We start from the raw sequence: 25501 nt of genomic DNA on the forward strand, positions 1-25501 counted from the left end.
CCACGGCTCCCGAGATGTCAGCGTGGGCTGTATTTATGTTTTCGGCGTGAACGCCGCCGGGCGGCGGCCCGCTGCCTGACGCTCCAGCATCCAGCCTGGATATTCGGACGGCAGCGCGCTGACCTCGTCGAGACGAACCAGATCGACGGTGTCGAGCTTCACTTCAGTCGCTGCGAGGTTCTGTTCAAGCTGGTCCATGCGGCTGGCGCCGATGATGACGCTCATCACGAAGGGCTTGGCCAGGACATAGCCGAGCGCCACCGTGGCGACGCTCACATCATGTTTTTTGGCGATGTCGCGCATGACGGCAACGGCCGCCCAGGCGCGGTCCTCATTGACCGGCGGGAAGTGGAAGGACGCGCGGCGGCCTTCGCCATTGCCGGGTGCGCCGGGACCATATTTGCCGGACAGCAGGCCACCGGCCATCGGCGACCACACCATCAGGCCGAGCTTCTCCTCATTGAGCAGCGGCACGATCTCGCGCTCGAGATCGCGGCCGGCGATCGAATAGTAGGACTGCACGGTCTCGAAACGGGCAAAGCCCTTGCGCTCGGCGATGCCAAGCGCCTTGGCGATGCGCCATGCCGCCCAGTTCGAGACCCCGACATAGCGGACCTTGCCGCTGGCAACGAGATCGTCGAGCGCCCGCAGCGTTTCGTCGATCGGCGTCACGGTGTCGGTGCCGTGCAACTGATAGAGATCGATATGGTCGAGTTGCAACCGCTCCAAGCTGGCATCGACCGAATCCATGATGTGGCCGCGTGACGAGCCGCGCTGGTTGGGGCCTTCACCCATGGCGCCATGCGCCTTGGTGGCGATGACCACATTCTGCCTGTTGACCTTGAGATCCCTGAGCGACTGGCCGAGCAACCGTTCGGATTCGCCAAAGGAGTAGACGTCGGCCGTATCGAAGAAATTGACGCCGGCGGCAAGCGAATGGGCAACGATCTCGTTGACGCCCTTCTGGTCGAGGCTGGCGATCAGGCCCCATTGGGCATTCTGGCCGGCGGCGCCGAAGGTCATGGTGCCGAGGCACAGTTCGGAGACGAACATCCCCGTATTTCCAAGCTGGTTGTAGCGCATGGTGGCGGCTCCAGAGAGTTTGTGATGACGCAAAGCAAATAGGAACGGTACGTTTCGTTTCCAGTCCTGGAGCAACGAGCCTCTCGGATTGGCCCAAAGGCCGTTGCGTCTCAGCGAGTGCCGAAGATCGCCGAACCGACGCGGACGCTGGTGGCGCCGAAGGCGATTGCTGTTTCGTAGTCCCCGGACATGCCCATCGAGAGTTTGGCGACGTCGGCTTCCTTGCTAAGCTTCTCCAACAGCGCAAAATGCGGACCGGGATTCTCGTCGGCCGGCGGGATGCACATCAGGCCTTCGATGGCGAGGCCATGCACCTCGCGGCAGCGGGCGACGAAGGCCACGGCGTCGCGGGGCTCGATGCCGGCCTTCTGCGGCTCGGAGCCGGTGTTGACCTGGACATAGAGTTTTGGCGCGCGGCCCTGTTTGGCGATCTCCTTGGCGAGTTCGGCGGCGATCTTCTCGCGATCGACCGTCTCGATGACGTCGAACAGTGCTACCGCTTCCCTAGCCTTGTTGGATTGCAGCGGGCCGATCAGATGCAGTTCGATGTCGGGAAATGCGTCCTTCAGATCAGGCCATTTGGCTTGCGCCTCCTGCACCCGGTTCTCGCCGAAGACGCGCTGGCCGGCTTCGATGACCGGGCCGATGTCGGCGGCATCAAAGGTCTTTGAGACCGCGACCAGGGTCACGGCGCCGGCTTCGCGGCCGGCCTCGCGTTCGGCGGCGGCGATCTTCGCCTTGACCGCGAAAAATTGCTGAACGGCGTCACCCATATGCAAATCCTGCTGTTTTGACCGGCGTTTTTGTCAGACGCGGTACCCATATGGTTGACGGGTTTGCCAAACCATGGTGAACACCCGGACCACATTCCCTGAACTGCCGAGCCATCGCCCGCAGTTCGCGCATGCTTTTAAGTGAAAAACGTCCCATGGCAACCGAACGATACAATCCGCGCGCGTCAGAGCCCAAATGGCAGAAGGCCTGGGACGCCAAGAAGCTGTTCGAAGCGCACAATGACGATCCGCGCCCGAAATACTACGTGCTGGAGATGTTCCCCTATCCGTCGGGGCGCATCCATATCGGTCATACCCGCAATTACACGATGGGCGACGTGGTGGCGCGCTACAAGCGGGCCAAGGGCTTCAACGTGCTGCACCCGATGGGCTGGGACGCCTTCGGCATGCCGGCCGAAAACGCGGCGATGCAGAACAAGGTCCACCCCAAGGAGTGGACCTACCAGAACATCGCCACCATGCGCGAGCAGCTCAAGGTCATGGGGCTGTCGCTGGACTGGGCGCGCGAATTCGCCACCTGCGACGTCGATTACTACCACCGCCAGCAGATGCTGTTCCTCGACTTTGTCGAGAAGGGGCTGGTGACGCGCAAATCCTCCAAGGTCAACTGGGATCCGGAGGACATGACGGTGCTTGCCAACGAGCAGGTCATCGACGGGCGCGGCTGGCGCTCGGGCGCGCTGGTCGAACAGCGCGAACTGACGCAGTGGTTCTTCAAGATCACCGACTTCGCCCAGGATCTGCTGGATTCGCTCGAAGGCCTCGACGAATGGCCGGAAAAAGTGAAGCTGATGCAGCAGAACTGGATCGGCCGCTCGGAAGGCCTGCTGATCCGTTGGCCTCTGGCCGACGCCTCCGATGGCGAGCATGAGCTGGAAGTCTATACGACAAGGCCCGACACCATCTTCGGCGCTTCCTTCATGGCTGTCGCCGCCGATCATCCGTTGGCCAAGAAGGCCGCTGCGCACAATCCGGCGCTGGCGAAGTTCATCGAGGATATCGGCCACATGGGCACCTCGGTCGCGGCGCTGGAGACAGCTGAGAAGAAGGGTTTTGACACCGGCATCCGCGTCGTCCATCCGTTTGACGACAACTGGACGCTGCCTGTCTATGTCGCCAATTTCGTGCTGATGGAATACGGCACCGGCGCCATTTTCGGCTGCCCGTCCGGCGACCAGCGCGACCTCGACTTCGCCAACAAATACGGCCTGCCGGTGATTCCGGTGGTGATGCCGGAAGGCGAGAATCCGGCGACGTTCCAGATCATCGATGAAGCCTATGTCGATGACGGCGTGATGATCAATTCGCGCTTTCTCAACGGCATGAGGCCGGATCAGGCTTTCGACGAAGTCGCCAAACTGCTGGAGCAGAAGACGATCGGCAACCGGCCGATGGCCGAGCGCAAGGTGAATTTCCGTCTGCGCGATTGGGGCATTTCGCGCCAGCGCTACTGGGGCTGCCCTATCCCGATGATCCATTGCGAGGCTTGCGGCGTGGTGCCGGTGCCGAAGGCGGACCTGCCGGTGAAGCTGCCCGACGATGTCGATTTCGACCGCCCGGGCAATCCGCTCGACCGTCATCCGACATGGCGGCATGTGAAATGTCCGCAATGCGGCAGGGATGCGCGGCGCGAAACCGACACGATGGACACGTTCGTCGATTCGTCGTGGTATTTTGCCCGCTTCACCGCGCCGTGGGCACATGAACCGACCGATCCCAAGGCGGCCAACGAATGGCTGCCGGTCGACCAGTATATTGGCGGCATCGAGCACGCGATCCTGCATCTGCTCTATTCGCGCTTCTTCACCCGCGCCATGCGCGAGGCCGGCCATGTCGATCTGGCCGAGCCGTTCAAGGGCCTGTTCACGCAAGGCATGGTGGTGCACGAAACCTATCGCGTTGGCTCGGCATCGAACGGCCGCTGGCTGGCGCCCACCGAAGTTCGGCTGGACGACGTCGACGGCAAGCGCAGCGCCATCGAGATCGCCACCGGCGAGACCGTCTCCATCGGCCCGCTGGAAAAGATGTCGAAGTCGAAGAAGAACACTGTGAGCCCGGAAGACATCACCGATGGCTACGGCGCCGATACGGCGCGCTGGTTCATGCTGTCGGATTCGCCTCCCGAGCGCGATGTCGAGTGGACCGACGATGGCGCCGCCGGCGCGCATCGCTTCATCCAGCGCATCTGGCGCCTGGTGTCGACGGCGGCCGAAACACTGGCCGGCATCAAGCCCGTGGCGGCCAGCAGCGGCGAGGCCGCGGTGGTTTCCAAGGCCGCGCACAAGATACTCAAGGCGGTCGGAGAGGATATCGAGAAGCTCGCTTTCAACCGCGCCATCGCCCGCATCTACGAACTGGCCAACGCGCTGACCACGCCGCTTAACGAGGTGGCAGAAGGCAAGGCCGATGCAGCGCTGAAAGGCGCCTGCCGGCAGGCGGTGGAGATTCTCGTGCATCTGATCGCGCCGGTCATGCCGCATCTGGCCGAGGAGTGCTGGGCAACGCTCGGCGGCACCGATCTCGTTGCCGAACGGCCCTGGCCGGTCTTCGATCCGGCGCTGGTCGTCGACAACGAAGTCACCTATCCGGTACAGGTCAACGGCAAGAAGCGGGGGGATTTGACAATTGCCCGCGACGCGGACCAAGGTGCGGTCGAAAAAGCGGTATTGGCTCTCGACTTCGTGCAGAAAGCACTCGAAGGGAAGGCTCCGCGCAAGGTGATCATCGTGCCGCAGAGGATCGTCAATGTCGTTGCCTGATCGGGAAAAGACAGAGTTGAGCCATTTGCTGCGCCGCATGGCGCTTGCCGGCCTGATAGGTTCGCTCGCGCTTGTCTCGGCCTGCACGGTGCGGCCGCTCTATTCGAGCGCGCCACTGTCGGGTTCGCAGGCCAGTGCCAGTGCCGAACTGGCGTTGATCGGCATCAAGCCGGTCAATACGCGTTACGGCCAACAGGTGCGCAACAATCTCATTTTCGGGTTTGGACGAGGCGCCGGCGAGCCGGCCTCGCCGGCCTATTCGCTCAATCTCGGCGTGACCGAAGCGGTCGAGTCCGCGGCACTTGTGCAGGTCGGAACCGACGAAGACGAGCCGACCGCCGGTTCCGTGACGCTGACCGGCAGCTATACGCTGGCCGATGCGAAGACCGGCGTGGTGATCGCATCCGGCAAGCGTTCGATCACCTCGTCCTTCGACAGGCCGCGTCAGGAATTCGCCGCATACCGGGCGCAGATCGACGCCGAGAATCGCGCGGCGCGAGAGTTGGCGGAAGCGCTGCAGCTGTCCATTGCCCAGGACCTTGTCCGGCACGGCAAGACCGGCTAGCGCACCTCATCTGCTTCACGAAAACGGTCTGGCGCCCCAGGCATGACGGGATGATCGTGGGATCATGACCAGATTCCCGAACAGAGCCAGATTCTGAACAGAGATTGGCCGAAGAGACCCATCGGCCTGCTATGGCACAGCGAGTAGATCGCGCCACCGGCGAGGCGACGATCGTGCCACGTCGCTCGCAGACTGCCACGAAGATTTTGGCGCTCAGGATCGTCGGCGACCCATCCGGGAAGCAACTGTTAACCACTCGCTCCCTATTGCTCGGCAGACATTTCACAGTGAGTCTTGAGAATGGAAGCCAAGCGTTTTTCCCGGGTCAATTTGTCGACGGCCGCACCGCCTGATGATCCCGAGGGGAAGCGCTTCGAGAGCATTGGCGACAGGGGTGATCAGCGAAGTTCTTCCGCCGCAGGCGCCCTTGATCGTATGGCTCGCAAGGAGCCGGACGGTCGGCAGCCCGCCACACGCCAGGCCGGCTATTCCGCGCCTATGGTCGATCTCGGCGGCAACAAGCGGCCCTATATGGAGCCGCGGAGTGGCTCCGACGACACGCCTTCGAAAATCGGCGATATCGAGAGCCCTGCCTGGCAGGAATATTTCTTCCTTGCACCCAACGTGCGTTTTACACGCACGCCGGATTATGAGGCCAGGAAGCATCATCCGCAGCACGAGCGTGTCGTCGAACACGGCGCGACGCGCCCGGCACAGCAAGCCGTTGCGCAACCCATGGTCGGCAGGGCGTCCTCCGCGCCCTCGCTCCTGGCATTGCCGGCGTCGGTGAAAAGCCCTGCCTCCCAGCCGCAGACCGGGCGCGCCACGCAAGAGCCACTGCCGCCGGCTGCTGCCTTTGTCCCGTCGGTGCGCGCCAGGGAGAGGGCGCCAGCCGTTGCGCCGGTGCCGCCGAGGACGGTCGCAACGGGACGGGCATCCGCGCGTGCGTCCGTTGCTCCGGGCGCCCCGACCAAAACCGAAAGGCTGCGCTGGCCCTATCTTTCGGATCATGCCTTCTTCGAGGCTATGGCACCCTATCTGGTCGACGTTTCGCCGCCGGCCCGGCAAACCGGTTCAGCGTCGCCTACGCCGCTCGCCGCAGCGCCAGTCACCACTATGCCGATCGACATCCGTCCGACGACAGGGACCGATGCCACCGCCTTGTTTCGTGTCATCGACTGCCTGCCGGGCCAGGCCTTGAAGCCGTTGCCGGATGTTTGGCCGGCCAATTCGAACCAGGCCGTCGCCCAACCTGACGTGCCGGCGAGCAATGCGCCGTCGCCGGTCCAGCCTGTCATAATTCCAGCCGCCAAAAGTGATGCCGTTTCCGCGCCGGCCGCGCCAAATGTGAACGTCCCTGCCAAGGCCGTTGGCGCCCGCTCTGCACGCCTGCCTGGGGCTGGAAAGGTGGTGCTGTCAACCGCGGGCGATCCCTACGAGCTTCCCTCGGAAGAGCTGTTGCAGCAGCCACCGGAGGGACAAGGCTTCTACATGTCGCAGGAGCGGCTCGAGCAGAACGCGGATCTCCTGGAAAGCGTGCTCGAAGACTTCGGCGTGCGTGGCGAGATCATTCATGTTCGTCCCGGCCCGGTCGTCACGCTCTATGAATTCGAGCCGGCGCCGGGCGTCAAATCTTCTCGCGTCATCGGGCTTGCCGACGATATCGCCCGCTCCATGTCGGCGATTTCGGCGCGCGTCGCCGTCGTGCCCGGCCGCAACGTCATCGGCATCGAGCTTCCGAACGAGGTGCGCGAAACCGTCTATTTCCGGGAACTGATCGAATCCGAGGGCTTCCGCAAGACAAGCTGCAAGCTGGCGCTGTGTCTCGGCAAGACGATCGGCGGTGAGCCGGTCATCGCCGAGCTGGCGAAGATGCCGCATCTGCTCGTGGCCGGAACCACCGGCTCCGGCAAGTCGGTCGCCATCAACACCATGATCCTGTCGTTGCTCTATCGGCTGAAGCCGGAAGAATGCCGGCTGATCATGGTCGATCCCAAAATGCTCGAACTCTCTGTCTATGACGGCATCCCGCATCTTCTGACGCCCGTCGTCACGGATCCCAAGAAAGCCGTCACGGCGCTCAAATGGGCGGTGCGCGAAATGGAGGACCGGTATCGCAAGATGGCGCGGCTCGGTGTGCGCAACATCGACGGCTACAACGAGCGCGCCGCCCAAGCCCGCGACAAGGGCGAAACCGTCGTCATGACGGTGCAGACCGGCTTCGAAAAGGGCACCGGCGAACCGCTTTTCGAACAGCAGGAAGTAGACCTGGCGCCGATGCCCTACATCGTCGTCATCGTCGACGAGATGGCCGACCTGATGATGGTCGCCGGCAAGGAGATCGAAGGCGCCATCCAGCGTTTGGCGCAGATGGCACGCGCTGCCGGTATTCACCTGATCATGGCAACGCAGCGCCCCTCGGTCGACGTCATCACGGGCACGATCAAGGCCAATTTCCCGACCCGGATTTCCTTCCAGGTGACGTCGAAGATCGACAGCCGCACCATCCTGGGCGAGCAGGGCGCCGAGCAGCTGCTCGGCCAGGGCGACATGCTGCACATGATGGGTGGCGGGCGCATTTCGCGCGTGCATGGGCCGTTTGTCTCCGACGCGGAGGTCGAGCACGTCGTGGCGCATCTCAAGGCGCAGGGCCGGCCTGAATATCTGGAAACCGTGACCGCCGACGAGGATGAGGAAGAAATCGACGAGGACCAGGGCGCGGTCTTCGACAAGGGATCGGTTGCAGCCGAAGACAGCGATGCGATCTACGACGAGGCGGTCAAGGTGGTGGTGCGCGACAAGAAGTGTTCGACCTCCTACATCCAGCGCCGCCTCGGCATCGGCTACAACCGCGCCGCATCCCTGGTCGAGCGTATGGAAAAGGAAGGATTGGTCGGCGCACCCAACCATGTTGGCAAACGCGAAATCATCATGGGCCGGCGCCAGCCGGCGACCGTGCCTGAGGATGACGGCGCGGACTGAGCGACCCCGGCCGTTATGGGATCATGCTTCAGGGGATGCTTCAGCTGCGGGTCAAGCTCGTGAATTCCATCACCTATCCCAGCCTAAACCTTAAGCATCTACACTAGCGGTTAGTGACGGCCTTTCCAATGCTGACGACCACATAGGATAACCAGCCAATGACATGCCCGAAGAAATAGATGCACAGTCCCAAATATGTAAGCAACGCAATCACAAATAGCTTCTCACCTAACGCAACATTCGTCACGAAGCCTTGAGGCAACAGGGCAAGAATCCAACCGAAGTGAAGGCCCCAGCTACACCCCCATTGACCACACGTCCGGTTGGCACTCAGCACCGTTGCGCCAAGCCACACGACCGAAATCACTATGAAACTCACCCACGAATAACGTTTGTCCCGAATGAGGCCGTAGATTGAAAATGCCTTTGCGAAAGCGAGTCCTATTGATGCAAGAACAGAAAAGGCGATTGAGATTAGAAGGCTCATTTTCGACCCAGTAGCTAAAACATCGAAGCTACAGCCAGCACCTTTACAAAGGGTTCGACCAAGTCATCGTTTTTTAAGTTCGTCGAAGGGCATCTCTCTAGCGTGATATCCAGGGTATGCTTCAGCAGCGTGTCGATCTGGTGAACTCGATCAAATATCCTGTTTTGAACTTGTCGCTCTCGATTTCAGCTGGATGCAATGCTGCGATGCAGTAAAGCCAAAAGAGCTAGTGCAAGGCACGCAAAAACAAAGACATGGAAAGTCACCCCACCCGCAGCACATAAAAAAGACCGGTTGCCCGGTCTTTTTTCACTGCAAGCGCATTGGCTTCAGCCGATCGCCATCTCAGCCAATCGATTGGCCGGTCTTGGCCCAGTCGGCGAGGAAGGCGGCGAGGCCCTTGTCGGTCAGCGGATGGTTGACCAGGGCCTTCAGGGTCGCCGGCGGCGCGGTCACGACGTCGGCGCCGATCAGTGCCGCCTGCTTGACGTGGTTCACGGTGCGCACCGAGGCGACGAGGATCTCGGTCTGGAAATCGTAATTATCATAGATCTGCCGGATTTCCTGGATCAGCTCCATGCCGTCGATGCCGATGTCGTCGATGCGGCCGACGAAGGGCGAGATGAACGAGGCGCCGGCCTTGGCCGCCAGCAGCGCCTGGTTGGCCGAAAAGCACAGCGTGACGTTGACCAGGCGGTTCATCTCGGTGCGGATGGTCTTGCAGGCCTTGAGGCCGTCCAACGTAAGCGGCACTTTGATGCAGACATTGTCGGCTATCTTGGCCAGAGCCTTGGCCTGCTGCATCATCTCGGAATATTCGGTGGCGGTCACTTCAGCCGAAACCGGACCCTTGACGATGTCGCAAATCTCTTTGGTGACCTCGGCGATCTTGCCGCCGGATTTGAGGATCAGCGAAGGATTGGTGGTGACGCCGTCGAGCAGCCCCAGATCGTTCAGCTCACGGATATCCTTGACGTCGGCGGTGTCGACAAAAAATTTCATGGCGGGTCTCCTGAAGATTTTCATGTGCATGCCATGCACATTTGGGGTCGGCCTTTGATCTAGACCAAAGTCAGGGCAAGGTCACGCCTCATGATCGAAGATTCGCCCTTTGTCGCAGCCGCACCGGTGCTGGTGCCGATGCCCGCCGAACGCCCCTACACCTATGCCGTGCCGGCCGGCATGCGCGTGGTGCCGGGCTCGATCGTGCGTGTGCCGCTCGGGCCGCGCCAGGTCGCCGGCATCGTCTGGGATGGCGCGGTCGAGAAGGTCGACGCGAAAAAGCTGCGCCCCATCGAACAGGTCTTCGACTGCCCGCCGATCGACCGCGCGATGCGCCGTTTCGTCGACTGGGTGGCGCAATACACGCTATCGCCGCCGGGCATGGTGGCGCGCATGCTGCTCAGGGCGCCGGAGGCTTTCGACCCCGAACCGTGGATCGAGGGGTTGCAGCGCACGCTTCTCGCACCTGACCGGATGACGGGCGCCAGGCAGCGCGTGCTGGAGACGGCCGAAGGCGGCCTTGCCTGGACGCGCTCCGGCCTCGCTCACGCCGCCGGCGTGTCCTCGACGGTGATCGACGGCCTGAGGGCGCAAGGCGTGTTCGAGACCGTGATGATACCGCCGCGCCCGGTGGTGGCCGCGCCCGATCCCGGCTACGCTATTCCGGAACTGATGCCGGACCAGGGCGCCGCGGCGCAGATGCTGCGCGCCAATGTCGCAGCCGGCGTGTTCAACGTCGCGCTGCTCGACGGCGTCACCGGTTCGGGTAAGACCGAGGTCTATTTCGAGGCGGTGGCGGCTGCGCTCGACCAGGGCAGGCAGGTTCTGATCCTGCTGCCGGAAATCGCGCTGACGCATGCCTTTCTCGAGCGCTTCCAGCAGCGCTTCGGCGCCAAGCCGGGCGAATGGCATTCCGACCTGCCGCCGCGGATGCGCGAGCGGGTTTGGCGGCAAGTGGCGGAGGGCGGCGTGCGGGTCGTCGCCGGCGCGCGCTCGGCGCTGTTCCTGCCGTTCAAGGAGCTCGGCCTTATCGTCGTCGACGAGGAGCACGACCCTGCCTACAAGCAGGAGGACCGCGTCTTCTACAATGCGCGCGATATGGCCGTGGTGCGCGGCCATATCGGCAGTTTTCCGGTCGTGCTGGCGTCGGCGACGCCGTCGGTCGAAAGCCGGGTCAATGCGGGCCAAGGTAAGTACAACAGAGCCGTGCTCTCCGCCCGCTTTGCCGAGGCGGCACTTCCGCATCTGAAGGCGGTCGACATGCGCCGCGCACCGCCGGCGCGTGGCGGTTTCCTGTCGCCGGTTCTGCTCGACCAGATGCGTCAGACGCTGGAGAGGCAGGAGCAGTCGCTGCTGTTCCTCAACCGGCGCGGCTATGCGCCGCTGACGCTGTGCCGGGTCTGCGGCCATCGCTTCGGCTGCCCGGTCTGCTCGGCCTGGCTGGTCGAGCACCGGTTTCGCGGCCAGTTGGTCTGCCATCATTGCGGGCACAATGAGCGCCGCCCCGAAGCCTGCCCGGAATGCGGCACACTGGATCATCTGGTCGCCTGCGGTCCAGGTGTCGAGCGCATCGCCGAGGAAGTCGTAACGCATTTCCCCGACGCGCGCACCATCGTCTTGTCGTCAGACCTGATGGGCGGCGTGCGGCGGCTGCGGCTGGAGCTGGAAGCGATCGCCGATGGCGAGGCCGACATCGTCATCGGCACGCAGCTCGTCGCCAAGGGCCACAACTTTCCCAACATGACTTTGGTCGGCGTCGTCGATGCCGATCTCGGACTTGCCAATGGCGATCCGCGCGCCGCCGAGCGCACGTTCCAGCTGCTCAGCCAGGTCACCGGCCGCGCCGGCCGCACCGGCAAGAAGAGCCTTGGCCTGCTGCAGACTTTTCAGCCCGACCACCCGGTGATGCGGGCGATCGTCTCGGGCGACGCCGAGGCATTTTACGAACGTGAGATCGCCGAGCGCGAACGGGCTGCCCTGCCGCCCTTCGGCCGGCTCGCGGGTGTCATCGTCAGTGCGGTGACACGAGCGGAAGCCGAGGGCCACGCACGTGGCCTGCGCCGCGCCGCACCCGAGGCGTCAGATCTGTTCGTGCTGGGGCCAGCCGAGGCGCCACTGTCACTGCTCGGCGGCCGCCACCGCTTCCGGCTGCTGATCCAGGGCGAACGGCGCGCCGACATGCAAGGTTTTATCAGGGCCATGCTGGCCAACGGGCCGAAGCAACGCGGCTCGGTCCGGGTGCAGGTCGACGTCGACCCGCAGAGTTTTTTGTAAGGTTGCGCTTTCAGCGATAGGTTGCCCGCAAGCCAGCGAGATGTGGAAACTCATATGAAGACCCTTGGCCTGCTCGGCGGCATGAGCTGGGAATCGACCGCCATCTACTATCGCCTGCTCAACGAGATCGTGCGCGAACGGCTGGGTGGGCTGCATTCCGCGAAACTGCTTCTGTGGTCGTTCGACTTTGCCGAAATCGCCGAGCGGCAGCATCACGGCGATTGGGACGGTGCCGGCGTGCTCCTCGTAGAAGCGGCGCGCAAGCTTGGGGCCGGCGGCGCGGAAGGTCTGCTTTTGTGCACCAACACCATGCACAAACTGGCCGATCAGGTGCAGGCGTCGGTGTCGATCCCGCTGATCCACATCGCCGATGCCACCGCAGTGGCGGTCAAGCGTGCCGGAATGCAGCGTCCGGCGCTGCTGGCGACGCGCTTCACCATGGAGCAGGATTTCTACAAAGGCCGGCTCGCTGACAGATTTGGCTTGGACCCCGTGGTGCCTGATGCGGCCGGGCGCGACATGGTGCACCGTGTCATCTACGAGGAACTGTGCCAGGGCATCGTCACCGAAACATCCAAGGCGGCCTATATCGCCGAGACAGAACGCCTGCGCCGCGAAGAGGCGGCCGACAGCGTCATCATGGGCTGCACCGAGATCACCATGCTCATCGGCCAGCAGGATTTCGACATCCCGGTCTTCGACACGACGCGCATCCATGCCGAGGCGGCTGTGGAATTCGCGCTCGGTTGATGCGCGCTGCCTAAAGTACCTGGACCCATCTGGCGCGGGGGCTTTCCTCCGTTAGAATGCCCGGAATTTCAAAACAGGCATTTCGAGGGGACAAGATGGATTTTGCGCTTCCATGGCCGACGAGCCAGGGCGAATGGCTGGCTTGGTCGAGCGCCGTCTTCACGGTGCTGCTCGGGCTTTTGTTCTTCCTGGCGCCGGGTCTCGCCTTTCGTGCCCTGCGCCTGCAGGTCAAGCCAGAGAAGGCTGCGGCGATCGCCGAGGGGCGCGGCAGGATGTCGGGCTTTTATCTGGGTGTCGGCCTGTGCTGTATCCTGCTGGCGCAGCCGCTGATCTACATGGCGCTTGGCTTCTCCTGGCTGTTCACTGCCTTCGGCCGGCTGCTGTCGATGATGTCTGATGGCGCCAACACGCCTTTCAATTGGGTTTCCATTGTGCTGGAATTGGTCCTGGCGGCGTTGCCGCTCGCCTTCGCCTTCGGCTTTCTGCCCTGAATCGTTGGGTATTCCGCGATGGAAGACGGGCGACTTTCGCCGGATGCGACAATAGTGCCTGAAAACCATGCGGAACGACGCATTGCGGTCTTAAAATGCCTGTGCTAGACGGCAATCGACTTTCGGCCGGGGATAGCGGAAGCCGCGCCTCCGTGCTCGAAAAAATGCAGTAAGGTCAAAGATTTAGCCAGAGTTTTTGCTCGCGCCAACAATCTACGGCCTGTCAGACAAGAGAAAAGACGGTCCGTGGCTCAATCGTCATCGCCAATCTCAGGTGTCGCAGAACGCTATGCGGGTTCGCTGTTCGAACTCGCCCTGCAGGCAAATTCCGTGGCCAAGGTCGAAGCCGACCTCAACAGTTTCGAAATCATGCTCGCGGGCAGCGCTGATCTCACCCGGCTGATCAACAGCCCGGTGTTCTCCAGCGAGGACCAGGCGAAGGCCATCGCGGCGATCGCCGACAAGGCCGGGATCACCGGCCTTACCGGAAATTTCCTGCGTGTCGTCGCCCGCAACCGCCGGCTGTTCGCCATTCCCGGCATGATCAGGGCGTTCCGCCAGATATCAGCCGAACACCGTGGCGAGACCGCTGCTGAAGTGACGTCGGCTCACGCGCTGACGGCTGTCCAGCAGACCGAACTCAAGGCGGCGCTGAAGAGCGTTGCCGGCAAGGATGTGGCTATCTCCGTCACCGTCGATCCGTCGCTGCTCGGCGGGCTGGTGGTCAAGATGGGCTCGCGCCAGATCGATACGTCGCTCAAAACCAAACTCAATTCGCTCAAGCTTGCACTGAAAGAGGTCGGCTGATGGACATCCGCGCCGCGGAAATTTCCGCAATTCTGAAAGACCAGATCAAGAATTTCGGCAAGGAGGCCGAGGTCTCCGAAGTTGGACAGGTGCTGTCCGTCGGTGACGGTATCGCTCGTGTCTACGGCCTCGACAATGTCCAGGCCGGCGAGATGGTCGAATTCCCCGGCGGCATCCGCGGCATGGCGCTCAACCTCGAAGCCGACAATGTCGGCGTCGTCATCTTCGGCGCCGACCGCGACATCAAGGAAGGCGACATCGTCAAGCGCACCGGCGCCATCGTCGACGTTCCCGTCGGCCCAGGCCTGCTCGGCCGCGTCGTCGATGCGCTCGGCAATCCGATCGATGGCAAGGGTCCGATCAAGGCAGTCGAGCGCAAGCGCGTCGACGTCAAGGCGCCCGGCATCATTCCGCGCAAGTCGGTGAACGAGCCGATGTCGACCGGCCTCAAGGCCATCGATGCGCTGATCCCGGTCGGCCGCGGCCAGCGCGAGCTGGTCATCGGCGATCGCCAGACCGGCAAGACCGCCATCATCCTCGACACGATGCTCAACCAGAAGTCGGTGCACGACAACGGCCCCGAGAAGGAAAAGCTCTACTGCGTCTACGTCGCCGTCGGCCAGAAGCGCTCGACCGTCGCGCAGTTCGTCAAGGTGCTGGAAGAGCGCGGCGCGCTCGAATACTCGATCATCATCGCCGCCACCGCTTCCGACCCGGCGCCGATGCAGTTCCTGGCGCCGTTCGCCGGCTGCACCATGGGGGAATATTTCCGCGACAACGGCATGCACGCGCTGATCAGCTATGACGATCTGTCGAAGCAGGCCGTCGCCTATCGCCAGATGTCGCTGCTGCTGCGCCGCCCGCCGGGCCGCGAAGCCTATCCGGGCGACGTGTTCTACCTGCACTCGCGCCTGCTCGAGCGCGCCGCCAAGCTCAACGACGATCTGGGCGGCGGGTCGCTGACCGCTCTGCCGATCATCGAGACGCAGGCCAACGACGTGTCGGCCTACATCCCGACCAACGTGATCTCGATCACCGACGGCCAGATCTTCCTCGAAACCAACCTGTTCTTCCAGGGCATCCGTCCTGCGGTGAACGTCGGTCTGTCGGTGTCGCGCGTCGGCTCGGCCGCGCAGATCAAGGCTATGAAGCAGGTTGCCGGCTCGATCAAGGGCGAGCTCGCGCAGTACCGCGAAATGGCGGCCTTCGCGCAGTTCGGCTCGGATCTCGACGCTGCCACGCAGCGCCTGCTCAACCGCGGATCGCGCCTGACCGAACTCCTGAAGCAGCCGCAGTTCTCGCCGCTGAAGACGGAAGAGCAGGTCGCGGTGATCTTCGCCGGCGTCAACGGTTATCTCGACAAGCTGCCGGTCAACCAGGTCGGCAAGTTCGAGCATGGCCTGCTCAGCCACATGCGTGCGGCCGGCAAGGACGTTCTCGACGCCATCCGCAAGGAAAAGGCACTGTCGGACGATCTGCGCGCCAAGCTGAAGGCCGAGATCGACGCTTTCGCCAAGACCTTCGCCTGAGCGAAGCGACAAGACGGGATCAGGTTTGAAGCATGCCTTCATTAAAAGACCTTCGTAACCGTATCGCCTCGGTCAAGGCGACGCAGAAGATCACCAAGGCGATGCAGATGGTCGCTGCGGCGAAGCTGCGCCGTGCGCAAGAGGCTGCGGAAGCGGCGCGCCCCTATTCGGAGCGCATGGGTTCCGTGCTGGCCAACATCACCCAGGCGATCGGCGGCGGTGGCGATGCCCCGGCGCTGATGACCGGCACCGGCAAGGATGATGTGCATCTGCTCGTCGTCTGCACCGCCGAGCGCGGCCTGTGCGGCGGCTTCAATTCGCAGATCGCCCGTCTTGCCCGCGACCACATCCGCAAGCTTTTGGCCGACGGCAAGCAGGTCAAGATCATCTGCGTCGGCAAGAAGGGTTTCGACATCCTGCGCCGCGACTACGCGTCGCTGATCATCGATCGCGTCGATCTGCGCGAGGTCAAGACACTCGGTTTCGTCAATGCCGATGCCATAGCCAAGAAGGTCATCCATCTCTTCAACGAGGGCGGCTTCGACATCTGCACGCTGTTCTATTCGCAGTTCAAGTCGGTGATCAGCCAGATCCCGACCGCGCAGCAGATCATTCCGGCGGGCGTTGCTTCGGCTCAGGCGGAAGTGACGGATGGCGGCAACGCTGTCTATGAATACGAACCGGAGCCGGGCGAAATCCTCTCCGATCTCATTCCGCGCAACATTTCCGTGCAGGTTTTCCGGGCACTGCTCGAAAACGCGGCCGGCGAGATGGGCGCCAAGATGAGCGCCATGGACAATGCGACGCGCAACGCTGGCGAGATGATCAACAAACTGTCGATCACCTATAACCGCCAGCGGCAGGCGCAGATCACCAAGGAACTGATCGAAATCATTTCGGGCGCCGAGGCGCTCTAGGCGCGGTCCGCGGGTTTTTTGCCCGCGACCGGACCGCGTGAGAAACAAAGGACGAAAAAGGGTAAAGACGATGGCGAAAGCAGCGACCCCCCAGAAGGCAGCCCCCAAGGCCGCAGCCGCGAAGGCAGCAGCCCCCGCGAAGGCGGCAAAGGCTCCAGCAGCAGCCGCGAAGGCGGCCCCGGCCAAGGCAGCAGCACCGGCGAAGGCCGCAGCTGCCAAGACATCGGCAGTGGCCAGCAAGGCAACCGGCGTTGTCGGCAAGGTCCGCCAGGTCATCGGCGCCGTCGTTGACGTGCAGTTCGGCGATCACCTGCCGGCGATCCTGAACGCGCTCGAGACGACCAATGTCGGCAACCGTCTGGTGCTCGAAGTCGCCCAGCACCTGGGTGAAAACACCGTGCGCTGCATCGCCATGGACTCGACCGAAGGTCTGGTTCGCGGCCAGGAAGTGCGTGACACCGGCGCGCCGATCACTGTGCCGGTCGGCCCGGGCATGCTCGGCCGCATCATCAACGTCATCGGCGAGCCGGTCGACGAAGAAGGCCCGGTCGACGCGATCGAAATGCGCTCCATCCACCAGCCGGCTCCGACGTATGTCGAGCAGTCGACGGAAGCACAGATCCTGATTACCGGCATCAAGGTGCTCGACCTCTTGGCTCCCTACGCCAAGGGCGGCAAGATCGGCCTGTTCGGCGGCGCCGGCGTCGGCAAGACCGTGCTGATCCAGGAACTGATCAACAACATCGCCAAGGCGCATGGCGGCTATTCGGTGTTCGCCGGCGTCGGCGAGCGCACCCGCGAAGGCAACGATCTCTATCACGAGTTCATCGAATCCGGCGTCAACAAGAAGGGCGGCGGCGAAGGCTCCAAGGCCGCGCTCGTCTACGGCCAGATGAACGAGCCGCCGGGCGCGCGCGCCCGCGTCGGCCTGACCGGCCTGACGGTTGCGGAGTATTTCCGCGACCAGGGCCAGGACGTGTTGTTCTTCGTCGACAACATCTTCCGCTTCACGCAGGCTGGTTCGGAAGTGTCGGCTCTGCTCGGCCGTATTCCTTCAGCCGTGGGCTATCAGCCGACGCTCGCCACCGACATGGGCGCGCTGCAGGAACGCATCACCACCACCACCAAGGGCTCGATCACGTCCGTGCAGGCGATCTACGTGCCCGCCGACGACTTGACCGATCCGGCGCCGGCGACCTCGTTCGCCCACCTTGACGCGACGACGACGCTCAACCGCGCCATCGCCGAAAAGGGCATCTACCCGGCCGTCGATCCGCTGGATTCGACCTCGCGCATGCTTGATCCGCTGGTCGTCGGCGACGAGCATTACGGCGTCGCGCGCCAGGTGCAGTCGATCCTCCAGCGCTACAAGTCGCTGCAGGACATCATCGCCATCCTGGGCATGGACGAGTTGTCGGAAGAGGACAAGCAGACCGTGGCCCGCGCCCGCAAGATCGAGCGCTTCCTGTCGCAGCCCTTCTTCGTCGCCGAAGTGTTCACCGGCGCGCCGGGCAAGCTGGTCGACCTCGCCGACACCATCAAGGGCTTCAAGGGCCTCTGCAACGGCGACTACGATCACCTTCCGGAAGCTGCCTTCTACATGGTCGGCGGCATCGAGGAAGCGGTCGAGAAAGCACAGCGCCTCGCGGCTGAAGCGGCGTAATCAAGCGAATAGCGAATAGGGAGTAGCGAATAGGGAATATGGGCCGGCGAATTCTTCTTCTGACTACTCGCTGCTCGCTATTCGCTATTCGCTAAATTGATCATGGCTGAAGCTTTCAAGTTCGAACTGGTCTCGCCGGAGCGCCTGCTTGTTTCCGAGCAGGTTGAATCCGTCGTCATTCCGGGCGCCGAAGGCGAGATGACCGTGATGGCGCATCACGCGCCGGTCATGACCACGATCAAGCCGGGTGTCGTCACCGTGAAGACCGCAGCGGGCGGCGAAGAGCGCTATGTGGTGTTCGGCGGCTTCGCCGACATCGTTCCGGCCGGCTGCACGCTGCTGGCGGAATCGGCTGTCGCGGTGAAGGATGTCGACCGCGCCGATCTCGCGCGCCGCATCCAGGAAGCCAAAGAAGACGCCACTGATGCCAAGGACGACGAGGCTCGCAGCAAGGCGGAACAGTTCCTTAGCCAGCTCACCACGCTGGAAGGCGCCATCCTGCCGGCTTGAAATTCGGTTCGATGAAAGAGTAAAAAGCGGGGCCTTGCCTCGCTTTTTTGTTTAAATGCCCAAGGCTGCGAAAGCCAATGTCGGGCCGTCTCGTCGCAGGTGGACGAGATGCACGGCCACGAGCTCGATCAAGGTCTGGCGCTCGGCATGGTCCCTGGCGAAGCCGGCGAGGTCGAACACTGCGGTCACGGTTTCGTTCGCCGGCAGTTGCTCGCCCAAAAGTGCCGTCAACGCCGCGTCGAGTGGGTCGGTGAAATGGCCCTCCGGCAAGGTTTTTCCTCGTGCGGCGCAAGCAGCGATCCAGGCAGCCACCACCAACGTGAGATGGACCAGCTCGGTACCGGCTTCTAGACATTCGATGGCGGAAGCGACGATGCGCTGCGGCAATTTCTGGCTGCCGTCATTGGCGATCTGAGCCGTACGGTGGGCAAGTGCAGTGTTGGAAAAACGCTCAGCGAGCTCCGCGGTGTAAGCGCTCGGGTCGAGCCCGGCATCCTCGGGCAGGGTCGGGATGGCTTCCGCCCACAATGCATCGACGAATTGCCGGATCGCCGGGTCGGCGAAGGCGCGGTCGACGGTGGCATGACCGCTGAGCAGGCCAAGATAGGCGATGGCCGAATGCGAGCCGTTGAGCAGCCTGAGCTTCATGTCCTCGAACGGGCCGACGTCGCGAACCATGGTGACGCCGAACTGTTCCCAGTCCGGGCGGCCCGCTGGGAAATTGTCTTCGACCACCCATTGGCAGAACGGCTCGGTCATGACAGGCCAAGCGTCCTCGGCACCGAGTTCTTCAGCGATCCGCGCCCGATCGGCATCGGTGGTTGCCGGCACGATGCGGTCGACCATGCTTGAAGGAAAGGCGACCTGATGGGCGATGTGATCGGCAATTCCGACATCACTCGATTGGGCGAGCCCGGCATCTCGCAATTGGGCGAATTCAACCAACAGCCGATGCAGCGTGGCGCCGTTGGCCGGCAGATTGTCGCAACAGAGCACGGTAAAGGGCGGCGTGCCGGCGGCGCGTCGCCGGGCAAGCGCCTCGGTCAGGAAACCATGCGCTGTCTTCGGCATCTGCGGATTGGCCAGATCATGGGCGATATCGGGATGAGCAGCGTCCAATCCGCCGCCAGCCGCCCTCAGATAGGCCTTTTCGGTGATCGTAAGCGTGACGATGCGGGTGCGCGGATCGGTCAGCGCGGCCACTACCGCGCCCGGATCCTCCGGCGCCACCAGCATCGCGGTAATCGAGCCGATGACCTGAAGTTTTTCGGTTCCACTGCTTCTGATCGCCAGCGTGTAGAGCCCATCCTGCGGCGTGAGTGCGTCGCGCGTGTCGGCGCTGCGCAGCGAAACGCCTGTTATGCCCCAATCCGTCTCGCCGGCCGCCAGGCAATCGTCGACATAGGCGGCCTGGTGGGCGCGATGGAAGGCGCCGACGCCAAGATGCACGATGCCCGGGACGACGCGGCTGCGATCATACGAAGGCGTCGCGATCGAAGCCGGCAGTGCGCGCACCGTCTTCGTGGAAAGGCGTTCGGTCGTCGTGGTGCGACTGGTCTGGTCGGATGACATGAGTGGCCTCGGCAGGGATCGGCAAAGCGGCGTAACATTCGATTTCCCGCCACACAATGGGCCGAAAAGTCATCATACAACAATCTAATTTTTGTATGTTGACATTATTTCTTGCCGCCCCTACCGATAGCGGCCCTGGGAGGATTGCCGTGCCACTGACCGATGCGGATCTGCTGTTTCCCGCCGATGCGCATTCGCGCTCGGTTGCCCGCGATCTCTATGCCGGGATCAAGGACCTGCCCCTGGTCAGCCCGCATGGCCACACGGATCCGCGTTGGTATGCGCTGAACGAGCCTTTTACGGATCCGGCGCAACTGCTCATCGTTCCGGATCACTACATTTTCCGCATGCTGTTCAGCCAAGGCATCCGCCTTGAGGATCTCGGCGTGGCGACGCTGGACGGCGCGCCTGTCGAGACAGACGGCCGGACGATCTGGCGTCGTTTTGCCGAGCACTATTATCTGTTTCGGGGCACACCGACCCGGCTGTGGTTCGATCATGTGCTTGCCGATCTGTTCGGCATCGACGAGCCGCTGACCGCAGCGACCGCCGACCGCCACTACGACGCCATCGCGACGCTGCTGCAGTGGGAGAATTTCCGCCCGCGCGCCCTGTTCGAGCGCTTCAACATCGAGGTCATCGCGACCACGGAAGGCGCGCTCGACGATCTCAAATGGCACCAGATGATCCGCGACAGCGGCTGGCAGGGCCGTGTGGTCACCGCTTATCGGCCGGATGCCGTCGTCGATCCCGACTTCGAGGGGTTTTCAACCAATCTCGACCGGCTCGGCGAGATCACCGGCTGTGACACCGGCAGCTGGGCAGGCTATCTCGATGCGCATCGCCAGCGGCGCGCCTTCTTCAAAAGCTTCGGCGCGACCTCGTCCGACCATGGCCATCCGACGGCCGAGACCGCCAATCTTTCGGATGCTGCAGCGCAGGAGCTGTTCAATCGCGTTCGCCGTGGCTCCGACGACGAGCGCGAACGGAAACTGTTCCGCGCCCAGATGCTGACCGAGATGGCCAAGATGAGCCTCGACGACGGGCTGGTGCTGCAGATTCATCCCGGCTCCTGGCGCAATCATTCGTCGGCTGTTTTCCAAAAATTCGGCCGCGACAAGGGTTTCGATATCCCGACCCGGACCGACTATGTCACGGCGCTGAAGCCACTGCTCGACTGCGTCGGACTTGAGCGCGACCTCACAATCGTTCTCTTCACGCTCGACGAAACAAGCTATGCGCGCGAACTGGCGCCACTCGCCGGTGTCTACCCGGCGCTGAAGCTCGGGCCGGCCTGGTGGTTCCACGACAGCCCGGAAGGCATGCGGCGCTTCCGCGAGATGACCACCGAGACCGCCGGCTTCTACAACACCGTCGGCTTCAACGATGACACCCGTGCCTTTCCCTCGATCCCGGCGCGCCACGATGTGGCGCGGCGGGTCGACTGCGCGTTCCTGGCGCGTCTCGTCGCCGAGCATCGGCTGCGCGAGGACGAGGCGCATGAGCTGGCGCGGGAGCTTGCCTATACACTTGCGAAAAAGGCCTACCGGCTCTGAGCCGGGCGTTTTGGTTTCATAGGGAGGAAGTCATGTTGCATCTTTCGAAATTGACGGCAGTAACATTCGTTTTCGGCTCGTTGCTGGTCGGCATCGCCAACGCCGAAACCGTGCTGCGGTCGTCCGATACCCATCCCGACGGCTATCCAACCGTCGAAGCGGTCAAATATATGGGCGAGCTGATCAAGCAGCGCACCAATGGCCGCTATTCGGTCGAGGTCTATCATTCGGCGCAGCTCGGCGAGGAGAAGGACACGATCGAGCAGACGCAGACCGGCGTCATCGATCTCAACCGCGTCTCGATGGGGCCGTTCAACGGCATCGTTCCGCAGACCGCGGTGCCGTCGCTGCCCTACATGTTCCGCTCGGTCGAGCATATGCGCCATGTCATGGACGGGCCGATCGGGGACGAGATCCTGAAAGCCTTTGAGACTCACGACCTTGTCGGTCTCGCCTTCTACGATTCCGGGGCACGCTCCTTCTACAACACCAAGAAGGACATCACCTCGATGGCCGACATGAAGGGCATGAAGTTCCGCGTCATCCAGTCCGACGTGTTCGTCGACATGGTCAATGCGTTGGGCGCCAACGCCACGCCGATGGCCTATGGCGAGGTCTATTCGGCTTTGCAGACAGGCGTCATCGACGGCGCCGAGAACAACTGGCCGAGCTTCGAGTCCGCCAAGCATTTCGAGGTCGCCAAGCACTACACGCTCGACCAGCACCAGATCGTGCCCGAGGTTCTGGTGATGTCGAAGGCGAGCTGGGACAAGCTCGCCCCGGAAGACCAGGCGATCGTGCGGCAGGCGGCCAAGGACAGCGTCGTCAAGATGCGTGAATTGTGGGACGCGCAGGAGAAGAAGTCGCGCGACATCGTCGAGAAAGCCGGCGTCAAGGTCAGTGAGATCGACAAGCAGCCGCTGATCGATGCGATGAAGCCGGTCTACGAGAAATATCTCTCGACCCCCGAGTTGAAAGATCTCGCCGCGCGCATCCAGGCGACCAAATAATCCGTTCGCGGCAATGGTGGCGCGAGCTTGCGCGCCACCGTCCAGGGGGAAGCGCGCATATGAAACCATTCTGGCTGGCAATAGAACGGCTGCTGTCACGGCTGGCGAGGCTTGCGCTGTGGGTCAGCGGCATCGGACTGACGCTGATGACCGTGATCATCTTCTGGCAGGTGTTCTCACGCTATGTGCTCAACAGTTCGCCAAGCTGGACGGAACCCTTCTCGGTGATTTTGATGGGGTGGTTCATCTTTTTGGGCGCGGCCGTCGGTGTCCGCGAACGCACGCATCTGGGCTTCGATGTGCTGCTCTATTTCCTGCCGCCCGCCGCAAAGGCGGTACTGCGCAGCATTTCGGATGTCGTCGTGCTCGCCTTCGGTCTCGGCATGATCGTCTACGGCGCCCAGCTCACCCGGCTGACATGGAACACGGTGATGCCGTCTCTCGCTTTCCCGGGCGGCGTCAGTTTCCTGCCGGTCATCCTGGGCGGCGCGCTTGTCTGCCTGTTTTCGCTCGAGCGGCTTGCCGGGCGCTTTGCCGGACTGCCGGTCGATGCCGATCAATACGCCACGGGCGAGGAGGGTCTCTAGATGGCATTGACGGTTCTGTTCGGCACCTTCGTCTTTCTTCTGATCATCGGCACACCGATCGCCTTCTGCCTCGGTGTCGCCAGCTTCGCCACGGTTCTGGTGCTGGGGCTGCCGCCGCTGGTGGTGTTCCAGCGCCTCAACTCCGGTGTCAGCGTGTTTTCGCTGATGGCCATCCCGTTCTTCATCTTCGCCGGTGACCTGATGGTGCGCGGCGGCATTGCCGCTCGCCTTGTTGCGCTCGCCGGGGCGTTGGTCGGCCACCTGAGAGGCGGGCTCGGCCAGGTCAACATCGCCGCCTCGACCATGTTCGGCGGCATTTCCGGCTCGGCGGTGGCCGATGCCTCGGCGGTCGGCGGGCTGATGATCCCGCAGATGAAGGCGCGCGGCTACGGCGTCGATTATGCTGTCAACATCACTTCGGTCGGCGCCATCATTGCGCTGCTGATACCGCCTTCGCACAACATGATCATTTATTCGATTTCGGCCGGCGGCCGGATCTCGATCGCCGATCTGTTCACCGCCGGCATCATACCGGGCCTGCTGCTGGCGCTATCTCTGATGGTCACGGCCTATTGGGTCGCCAGCCGCCGCGCCTATCCGACCGAGCCGTTCGCCGGCTTCGGCAGGGCGCTGCAATTGCTCGTTGCCGCAATTCCCGGGCTGATCCTGATCGGCATCATCTTCGGCGGCGTTCGCTCCGGCGTCTTCACCGCCACCGAAAGCTCCTGCATCGCCATCGTCTATGCTTTCCTGGTGACCCTGCTGATCTATCGCTCAATGAGCTGGAACGACTTCGTCACCGCGACCACCGCTGCCGTGCGCACAACCGCAATGGTGCTGATGATCATCGGCTGCGCCGCCGCCTTTGGCTGGCTGCTGGCCTATCTCCGGGTGCCGGCCGCTCTGGTCGCCTTCCTGCAGTCGGTATCCGACAACAAGCTGGTCATCCTGCTGTTGATCAACGTCGTGCTTCTCATCCTCGGCACGTTCATGGACATGTCGCCGCTGATCATCATCACCACGCCGATCTTCCTGCCGGTGGTCATGGCCTACGGCGTCGATCCGGTGCATTTCGGCGTGATCCTCATTCTCAATCTCGGCATCGGCTTGTGCACACCGCCGGTGGGGGCCGTGCTGTTCGTCAGCTGTGCGATCGGCCGGATCCCGATCTGGACGGCGATGCGTTCGATCTGGCCATTCTATGGGGCGGCTTTCGCTGTGTTGATGCTTGTCACCTACGTGCCGGAAATTTCGTTGTGGTTGCCGCACCTGTTCCACTAGAGCAGTTCACACAACGGCGAACTGCTCTAACCCTTTGTTTTGACGCAATTCCGGACGGAAACCGTTTCACATTTTTCCTGGAATTGCTTTAGGAGACCATCACGTGTCCGCTGCATCCGCCGATCTCAGGGTCGAGAGAAAACCCAAGCTGTCGGAGACCGTCGTTGCGGCGATCCGCAAGCAGCTGCAGGCGGGCGAAATCCTGCCTGGCCACAAATTGCCGACCGAGGGCCAGCTGACCGAGACCTTCGGCGTCAGCCGCACCGTCATCCGCGAGGCGCTGGCCAAACTTGCCGCCGACGGCCTGGTCGAGCCGCGTCAAGGCGCCGGCGTCTTCGTCACCGAGCATATCTCGACGATGTTCGGAGCGCTTGCCGCCGACATGGGAGCCAAGGATTCGATCGCGCTCAACGTGCTCGAGGTACGCCTGGCAATCGAGATCGAGTCGGCCGGGATCGCCGCTATTCGCCGCAACGCCGCGCAGGAGGCGGCGATCCAGGAAGCCTTCTTCGAATTCGAGCGGCTGCTGCTTGCCAGCGAGCCGACCGGCCCGGCCGACCTCGCCTTCCACCGCGCCATCGCCAGCGCGACCAACAACCCATTCTATGTCGAGATGCTCGACGTGCTCGGCCGGCGCGCCATTCCGTGCGACGTGACCTCGCCCTGGTCGACCGAACTGGCGCAATCCGACAGCTACCAGCGCGGGCTGCAGCGCGAACATCTGGTGATCCTCAATGCGATCACATCGGGCGATGCCGAAGCGGCGCGCGAGGCAATGCGCGCGCACCTCACAGCCAGCCAGCAGCGCTACCGCGAACGCCTGCATGCGCGGCAGGCTTTCTATGCCAGTTCGGTCAGGGCCGCCGCCGGCGAATGACCCAT

General features: G+C 62.9%; 21 protein-coding genes. 16 read left to right on the forward strand and 5 right to left on the reverse strand.

Annotation, left to right across the window (positions count from 1 at the left end; genetic code table 11):
- Nucleotides 1-33: 33 nt before the first annotated feature.
- Nucleotides 34-1083, reverse strand: coding sequence for an aldo/keto reductase (locus RPF88_RS24435; protein WP_337123366.1), 1050 nt, complete (start codon nucleotides 1081-1083; stop codon nucleotides 34-36).
- A gap of 110 nt (nucleotides 1084-1193) precedes the next feature.
- Nucleotides 1194-1856, reverse strand: a complete 663-nt coding sequence (locus tag RPF88_RS24440) for a YggS family pyridoxal phosphate-dependent enzyme (RefSeq protein WP_063173292.1) — start codon at nucleotides 1854-1856, stop codon at nucleotides 1194-1196.
- Nucleotides 1857-2011: 155 nt separating this feature from the next.
- Between RPF88_RS24440 and leuS the strand changes: the two genes are divergently transcribed.
- The 3 genes from leuS to RPF88_RS24455 all read left to right on the forward strand — a co-directional run bounded on the left by leuS (nucleotide 2012) and on the right by RPF88_RS24455 (nucleotide 8183).
- The gene (gene leuS, locus RPF88_RS24445) at nucleotides 2012-4636 is read left to right on the forward strand and encodes a leucine--tRNA ligase (protein ID WP_337123367.1); all 2625 of its coding nucleotides are present in this window, start codon (nucleotides 2012-2014) and stop codon (nucleotides 4634-4636) included.
- Nucleotides 4623-5201, forward strand: a complete 579-nt coding sequence (gene lptE / locus RPF88_RS24450; protein WP_013529029.1) for an LPS assembly lipoprotein LptE — start codon at nucleotides 4623-4625, stop codon at nucleotides 5199-5201. Before leuS ends, lptE begins: the two co-directional genes overlap by 14 nt.
- 300 nt (nucleotides 5202-5501) lie before the next feature.
- Complete coding sequence (locus RPF88_RS24455) at nucleotides 5502-8183, forward strand: DNA translocase FtsK (RefSeq protein WP_337123370.1); 2682 nt, start codon at nucleotides 5502-5504, stop codon at nucleotides 8181-8183.
- A 103-nt stretch (nucleotides 8184-8286) separates the two neighbouring features.
- Here RPF88_RS24455 and RPF88_RS24460 read toward each other — a convergent pair whose 3' ends face one another.
- Both RPF88_RS24460 and fsa read right to left on the reverse strand, forming a co-directional pair.
- Entirely contained in the window at nucleotides 8287-8670 is a 384-nt protein-coding gene (locus tag RPF88_RS24460; protein WP_127218570.1) for a hypothetical protein, read from the reverse strand.
- Nucleotides 8671-9015: 345 nt separating this feature from the next.
- On the reverse strand, nucleotides 9016-9672 hold the full coding sequence (fsa, locus tag RPF88_RS24465; protein ID WP_337123371.1) for a fructose-6-phosphate aldolase: 657 nt from the start codon (nucleotides 9670-9672) through the stop codon (nucleotides 9016-9018).
- 90 nt (nucleotides 9673-9762) lie between these two features.
- Between fsa and RPF88_RS24470 the strand changes: the two genes are divergently transcribed.
- The 8 genes from RPF88_RS24470 (at nucleotide 9763) to RPF88_RS24505 (ending at nucleotide 18613) form a co-directional block, all read left to right on the forward strand.
- Complete coding sequence (locus RPF88_RS24470; RefSeq protein ID WP_337123373.1) at nucleotides 9763-11946, forward strand: primosomal protein N'; 2184 nt, start codon at nucleotides 9763-9765, stop codon at nucleotides 11944-11946.
- A gap of 54 nt (nucleotides 11947-12000) precedes the next feature.
- Nucleotides 12001-12696, forward strand: a complete 696-nt coding sequence (locus tag RPF88_RS24475; protein WP_337123374.1) for an aspartate/glutamate racemase family protein — start codon at nucleotides 12001-12003, stop codon at nucleotides 12694-12696.
- A gap of 95 nt (nucleotides 12697-12791) precedes the next feature.
- Complete coding sequence (locus RPF88_RS24480; protein ID WP_013529034.1) at nucleotides 12792-13187, forward strand: AGROH133_08824 family phage infection protein; 396 nt, start codon at nucleotides 12792-12794, stop codon at nucleotides 13185-13187.
- Between the two features lie 246 nt (nucleotides 13188-13433).
- Nucleotides 13434-13994: a F0F1 ATP synthase subunit delta gene (locus RPF88_RS24485; RefSeq protein WP_013529035.1), complete on the forward strand. Its 561-nt coding sequence runs from the start codon at nucleotides 13434-13436 to the stop codon at nucleotides 13992-13994.
- A complete protein-coding gene (gene atpA / locus RPF88_RS24490) occupies nucleotides 13994-15523 on the forward strand; it encodes a F0F1 ATP synthase subunit alpha (RefSeq protein ID WP_013529036.1) in 1530 nt (509 codons plus the stop codon). The genes RPF88_RS24485 and atpA overlap by 1 nt, the downstream gene beginning before the upstream one ends.
- Before the next feature lie 32 nt (nucleotides 15524-15555).
- The gene (locus RPF88_RS24495; protein ID WP_013529037.1) at nucleotides 15556-16440 is read left to right on the forward strand and encodes a F0F1 ATP synthase subunit gamma; all 885 of its coding nucleotides are present in this window, start codon (nucleotides 15556-15558) and stop codon (nucleotides 16438-16440) included.
- 70 nt (nucleotides 16441-16510) lie between these two features.
- Nucleotides 16511-18103 carry a F0F1 ATP synthase subunit beta gene (gene atpD, locus RPF88_RS24500; RefSeq protein ID WP_027163462.1) on the forward strand — a complete coding sequence of 531 codons (1593 nt, stop codon included), beginning with the start codon at nucleotides 16511-16513 and terminating at the stop codon, nucleotides 18101-18103.
- 102 nt (nucleotides 18104-18205) lie between these two features.
- The gene (locus RPF88_RS24505) at nucleotides 18206-18613 is read left to right on the forward strand and encodes a F0F1 ATP synthase subunit epsilon (RefSeq protein WP_013529039.1); all 408 of its coding nucleotides are present in this window, start codon (nucleotides 18206-18208) and stop codon (nucleotides 18611-18613) included.
- Between the two features lie 51 nt (nucleotides 18614-18664).
- On the opposite strand, the gene RPF88_RS24510 is transcribed toward RPF88_RS24505, so the two are convergent.
- Nucleotides 18665-20185: a mannitol dehydrogenase family protein gene (locus tag RPF88_RS24510; protein WP_337123377.1), complete on the reverse strand. Its 1521-nt coding sequence runs from the start codon at nucleotides 20183-20185 to the stop codon at nucleotides 18665-18667.
- Between the two features lie 95 nt (nucleotides 20186-20280).
- On the opposite strand from RPF88_RS24510, the gene uxaC reads away from it, so the two are divergent.
- The 5 genes from uxaC (at nucleotide 20281) to RPF88_RS24535 (ending at nucleotide 25496) form a co-directional block, all read left to right on the forward strand.
- On the forward strand, nucleotides 20281-21741 hold the full coding sequence (gene uxaC / locus RPF88_RS24515; protein ID WP_050580485.1) for a glucuronate isomerase: 1461 nt from the start codon (nucleotides 20281-20283) through the stop codon (nucleotides 21739-21741).
- A gap of 32 nt (nucleotides 21742-21773) precedes the next feature.
- Nucleotides 21774-22751, forward strand: coding sequence for a TRAP transporter substrate-binding protein (locus RPF88_RS24520; protein WP_024504231.1), 978 nt, complete (start codon nucleotides 21774-21776; stop codon nucleotides 22749-22751).
- A gap of 59 nt (nucleotides 22752-22810) precedes the next feature.
- On the forward strand, nucleotides 22811-23338 hold the full coding sequence (locus tag RPF88_RS24525; RefSeq protein WP_013529043.1) for a TRAP transporter small permease: 528 nt from the start codon (nucleotides 22811-22813) through the stop codon (nucleotides 23336-23338).
- Nucleotides 23339-24619: a TRAP transporter large permease gene (locus RPF88_RS24530; protein WP_013529044.1), complete on the forward strand. Its 1281-nt coding sequence runs from the start codon at nucleotides 23339-23341 to the stop codon at nucleotides 24617-24619.
- A gap of 103 nt (nucleotides 24620-24722) precedes the next feature.
- Entirely contained in the window at nucleotides 24723-25496 is a 774-nt protein-coding gene (locus RPF88_RS24535; RefSeq protein ID WP_063173283.1) for a FadR/GntR family transcriptional regulator, read from the forward strand.
- Nucleotides 25497-25501 lie beyond the last annotated feature (5 nt).

The sequence above is a fragment of the Mesorhizobium sp. ISC11 genome (assembly GCF_037162595.1).
Lineage (GTDB): Bacteria > Pseudomonadota > Alphaproteobacteria > Rhizobiales > Rhizobiaceae > Mesorhizobium > Mesorhizobium ciceri.

What these genes read in the sequence shown, in the direction of transcription:
- RPF88_RS24480 (WP_013529034.1), top strand. Translation starts at nt 12,792, where the DNA reads ATGGATTTTGCGCTTCCATGGCCGACGAGCCAGGGCGAATGGCTGGCT.
- uxaC (WP_050580485.1), top strand. Translation starts at nt 20,281, where the DNA reads ATGTTGACATTATTTCTTGCCGCCCCTACCGATAGCGGCCCTGGGAGG.
- leuS (WP_337123367.1), top strand. Translation starts at nt 2,012, where the DNA reads ATGGCAACCGAACGATACAATCCGCGCGCGTCAGAGCCCAAATGGCAG.
- RPF88_RS24455 (WP_337123370.1), top strand. Translation starts at nt 5,502, where the DNA reads ATGGAAGCCAAGCGTTTTTCCCGGGTCAATTTGTCGACGGCCGCACCG.
- RPF88_RS24475 (WP_337123374.1), top strand. Translation starts at nt 12,001, where the DNA reads ATGAAGACCCTTGGCCTGCTCGGCGGCATGAGCTGGGAATCGACCGCC.
- atpA (WP_013529036.1), top strand. Translation starts at nt 13,994, where the DNA reads ATGGACATCCGCGCCGCGGAAATTTCCGCAATTCTGAAAGACCAGATC.
- fsa (WP_337123371.1), bottom strand. Translation starts at nt 9,672, where the DNA reads ATGAAATTTTTTGTCGACACCGCCGACGTCAAGGATATCCGTGAGCTG.
- RPF88_RS24440 (WP_063173292.1), bottom strand. Translation starts at nt 1,856, where the DNA reads ATGGGTGACGCCGTTCAGCAATTTTTCGCGGTCAAGGCGAAGATCGCC.
- RPF88_RS24505 (WP_013529039.1), top strand. Translation starts at nt 18,206, where the DNA reads ATGGCTGAAGCTTTCAAGTTCGAACTGGTCTCGCCGGAGCGCCTGCTT.
- RPF88_RS24530 (WP_013529044.1), top strand. Translation starts at nt 23,339, where the DNA reads ATGGCATTGACGGTTCTGTTCGGCACCTTCGTCTTTCTTCTGATCATC.
- RPF88_RS24525 (WP_013529043.1), top strand. Translation starts at nt 22,811, where the DNA reads ATGAAACCATTCTGGCTGGCAATAGAACGGCTGCTGTCACGGCTGGCG.
- atpD (WP_027163462.1), top strand. Translation starts at nt 16,511, where the DNA reads ATGGCGAAAGCAGCGACCCCCCAGAAGGCAGCCCCCAAGGCCGCAGCC.
- RPF88_RS24510 (WP_337123377.1), bottom strand. Translation starts at nt 20,185, where the DNA reads ATGTCATCCGACCAGACCAGTCGCACCACGACGACCGAACGCCTTTCC.
- RPF88_RS24520 (WP_024504231.1), top strand. Translation starts at nt 21,774, where the DNA reads ATGTTGCATCTTTCGAAATTGACGGCAGTAACATTCGTTTTCGGCTCG.
- lptE (WP_013529029.1), top strand. Translation starts at nt 4,623, where the DNA reads ATGTCGTTGCCTGATCGGGAAAAGACAGAGTTGAGCCATTTGCTGCGC.
- RPF88_RS24470 (WP_337123373.1), top strand. Translation starts at nt 9,763, where the DNA reads ATGATCGAAGATTCGCCCTTTGTCGCAGCCGCACCGGTGCTGGTGCCG.
- RPF88_RS24460 (WP_127218570.1), bottom strand. Translation starts at nt 8,670, where the DNA reads ATGAGCCTTCTAATCTCAATCGCCTTTTCTGTTCTTGCATCAATAGGA.
- RPF88_RS24435 (WP_337123366.1), bottom strand. Translation starts at nt 1,083, where the DNA reads ATGCGCTACAACCAGCTTGGAAATACGGGGATGTTCGTCTCCGAACTG.
- RPF88_RS24495 (WP_013529037.1), top strand. Translation starts at nt 15,556, where the DNA reads ATGCCTTCATTAAAAGACCTTCGTAACCGTATCGCCTCGGTCAAGGCG.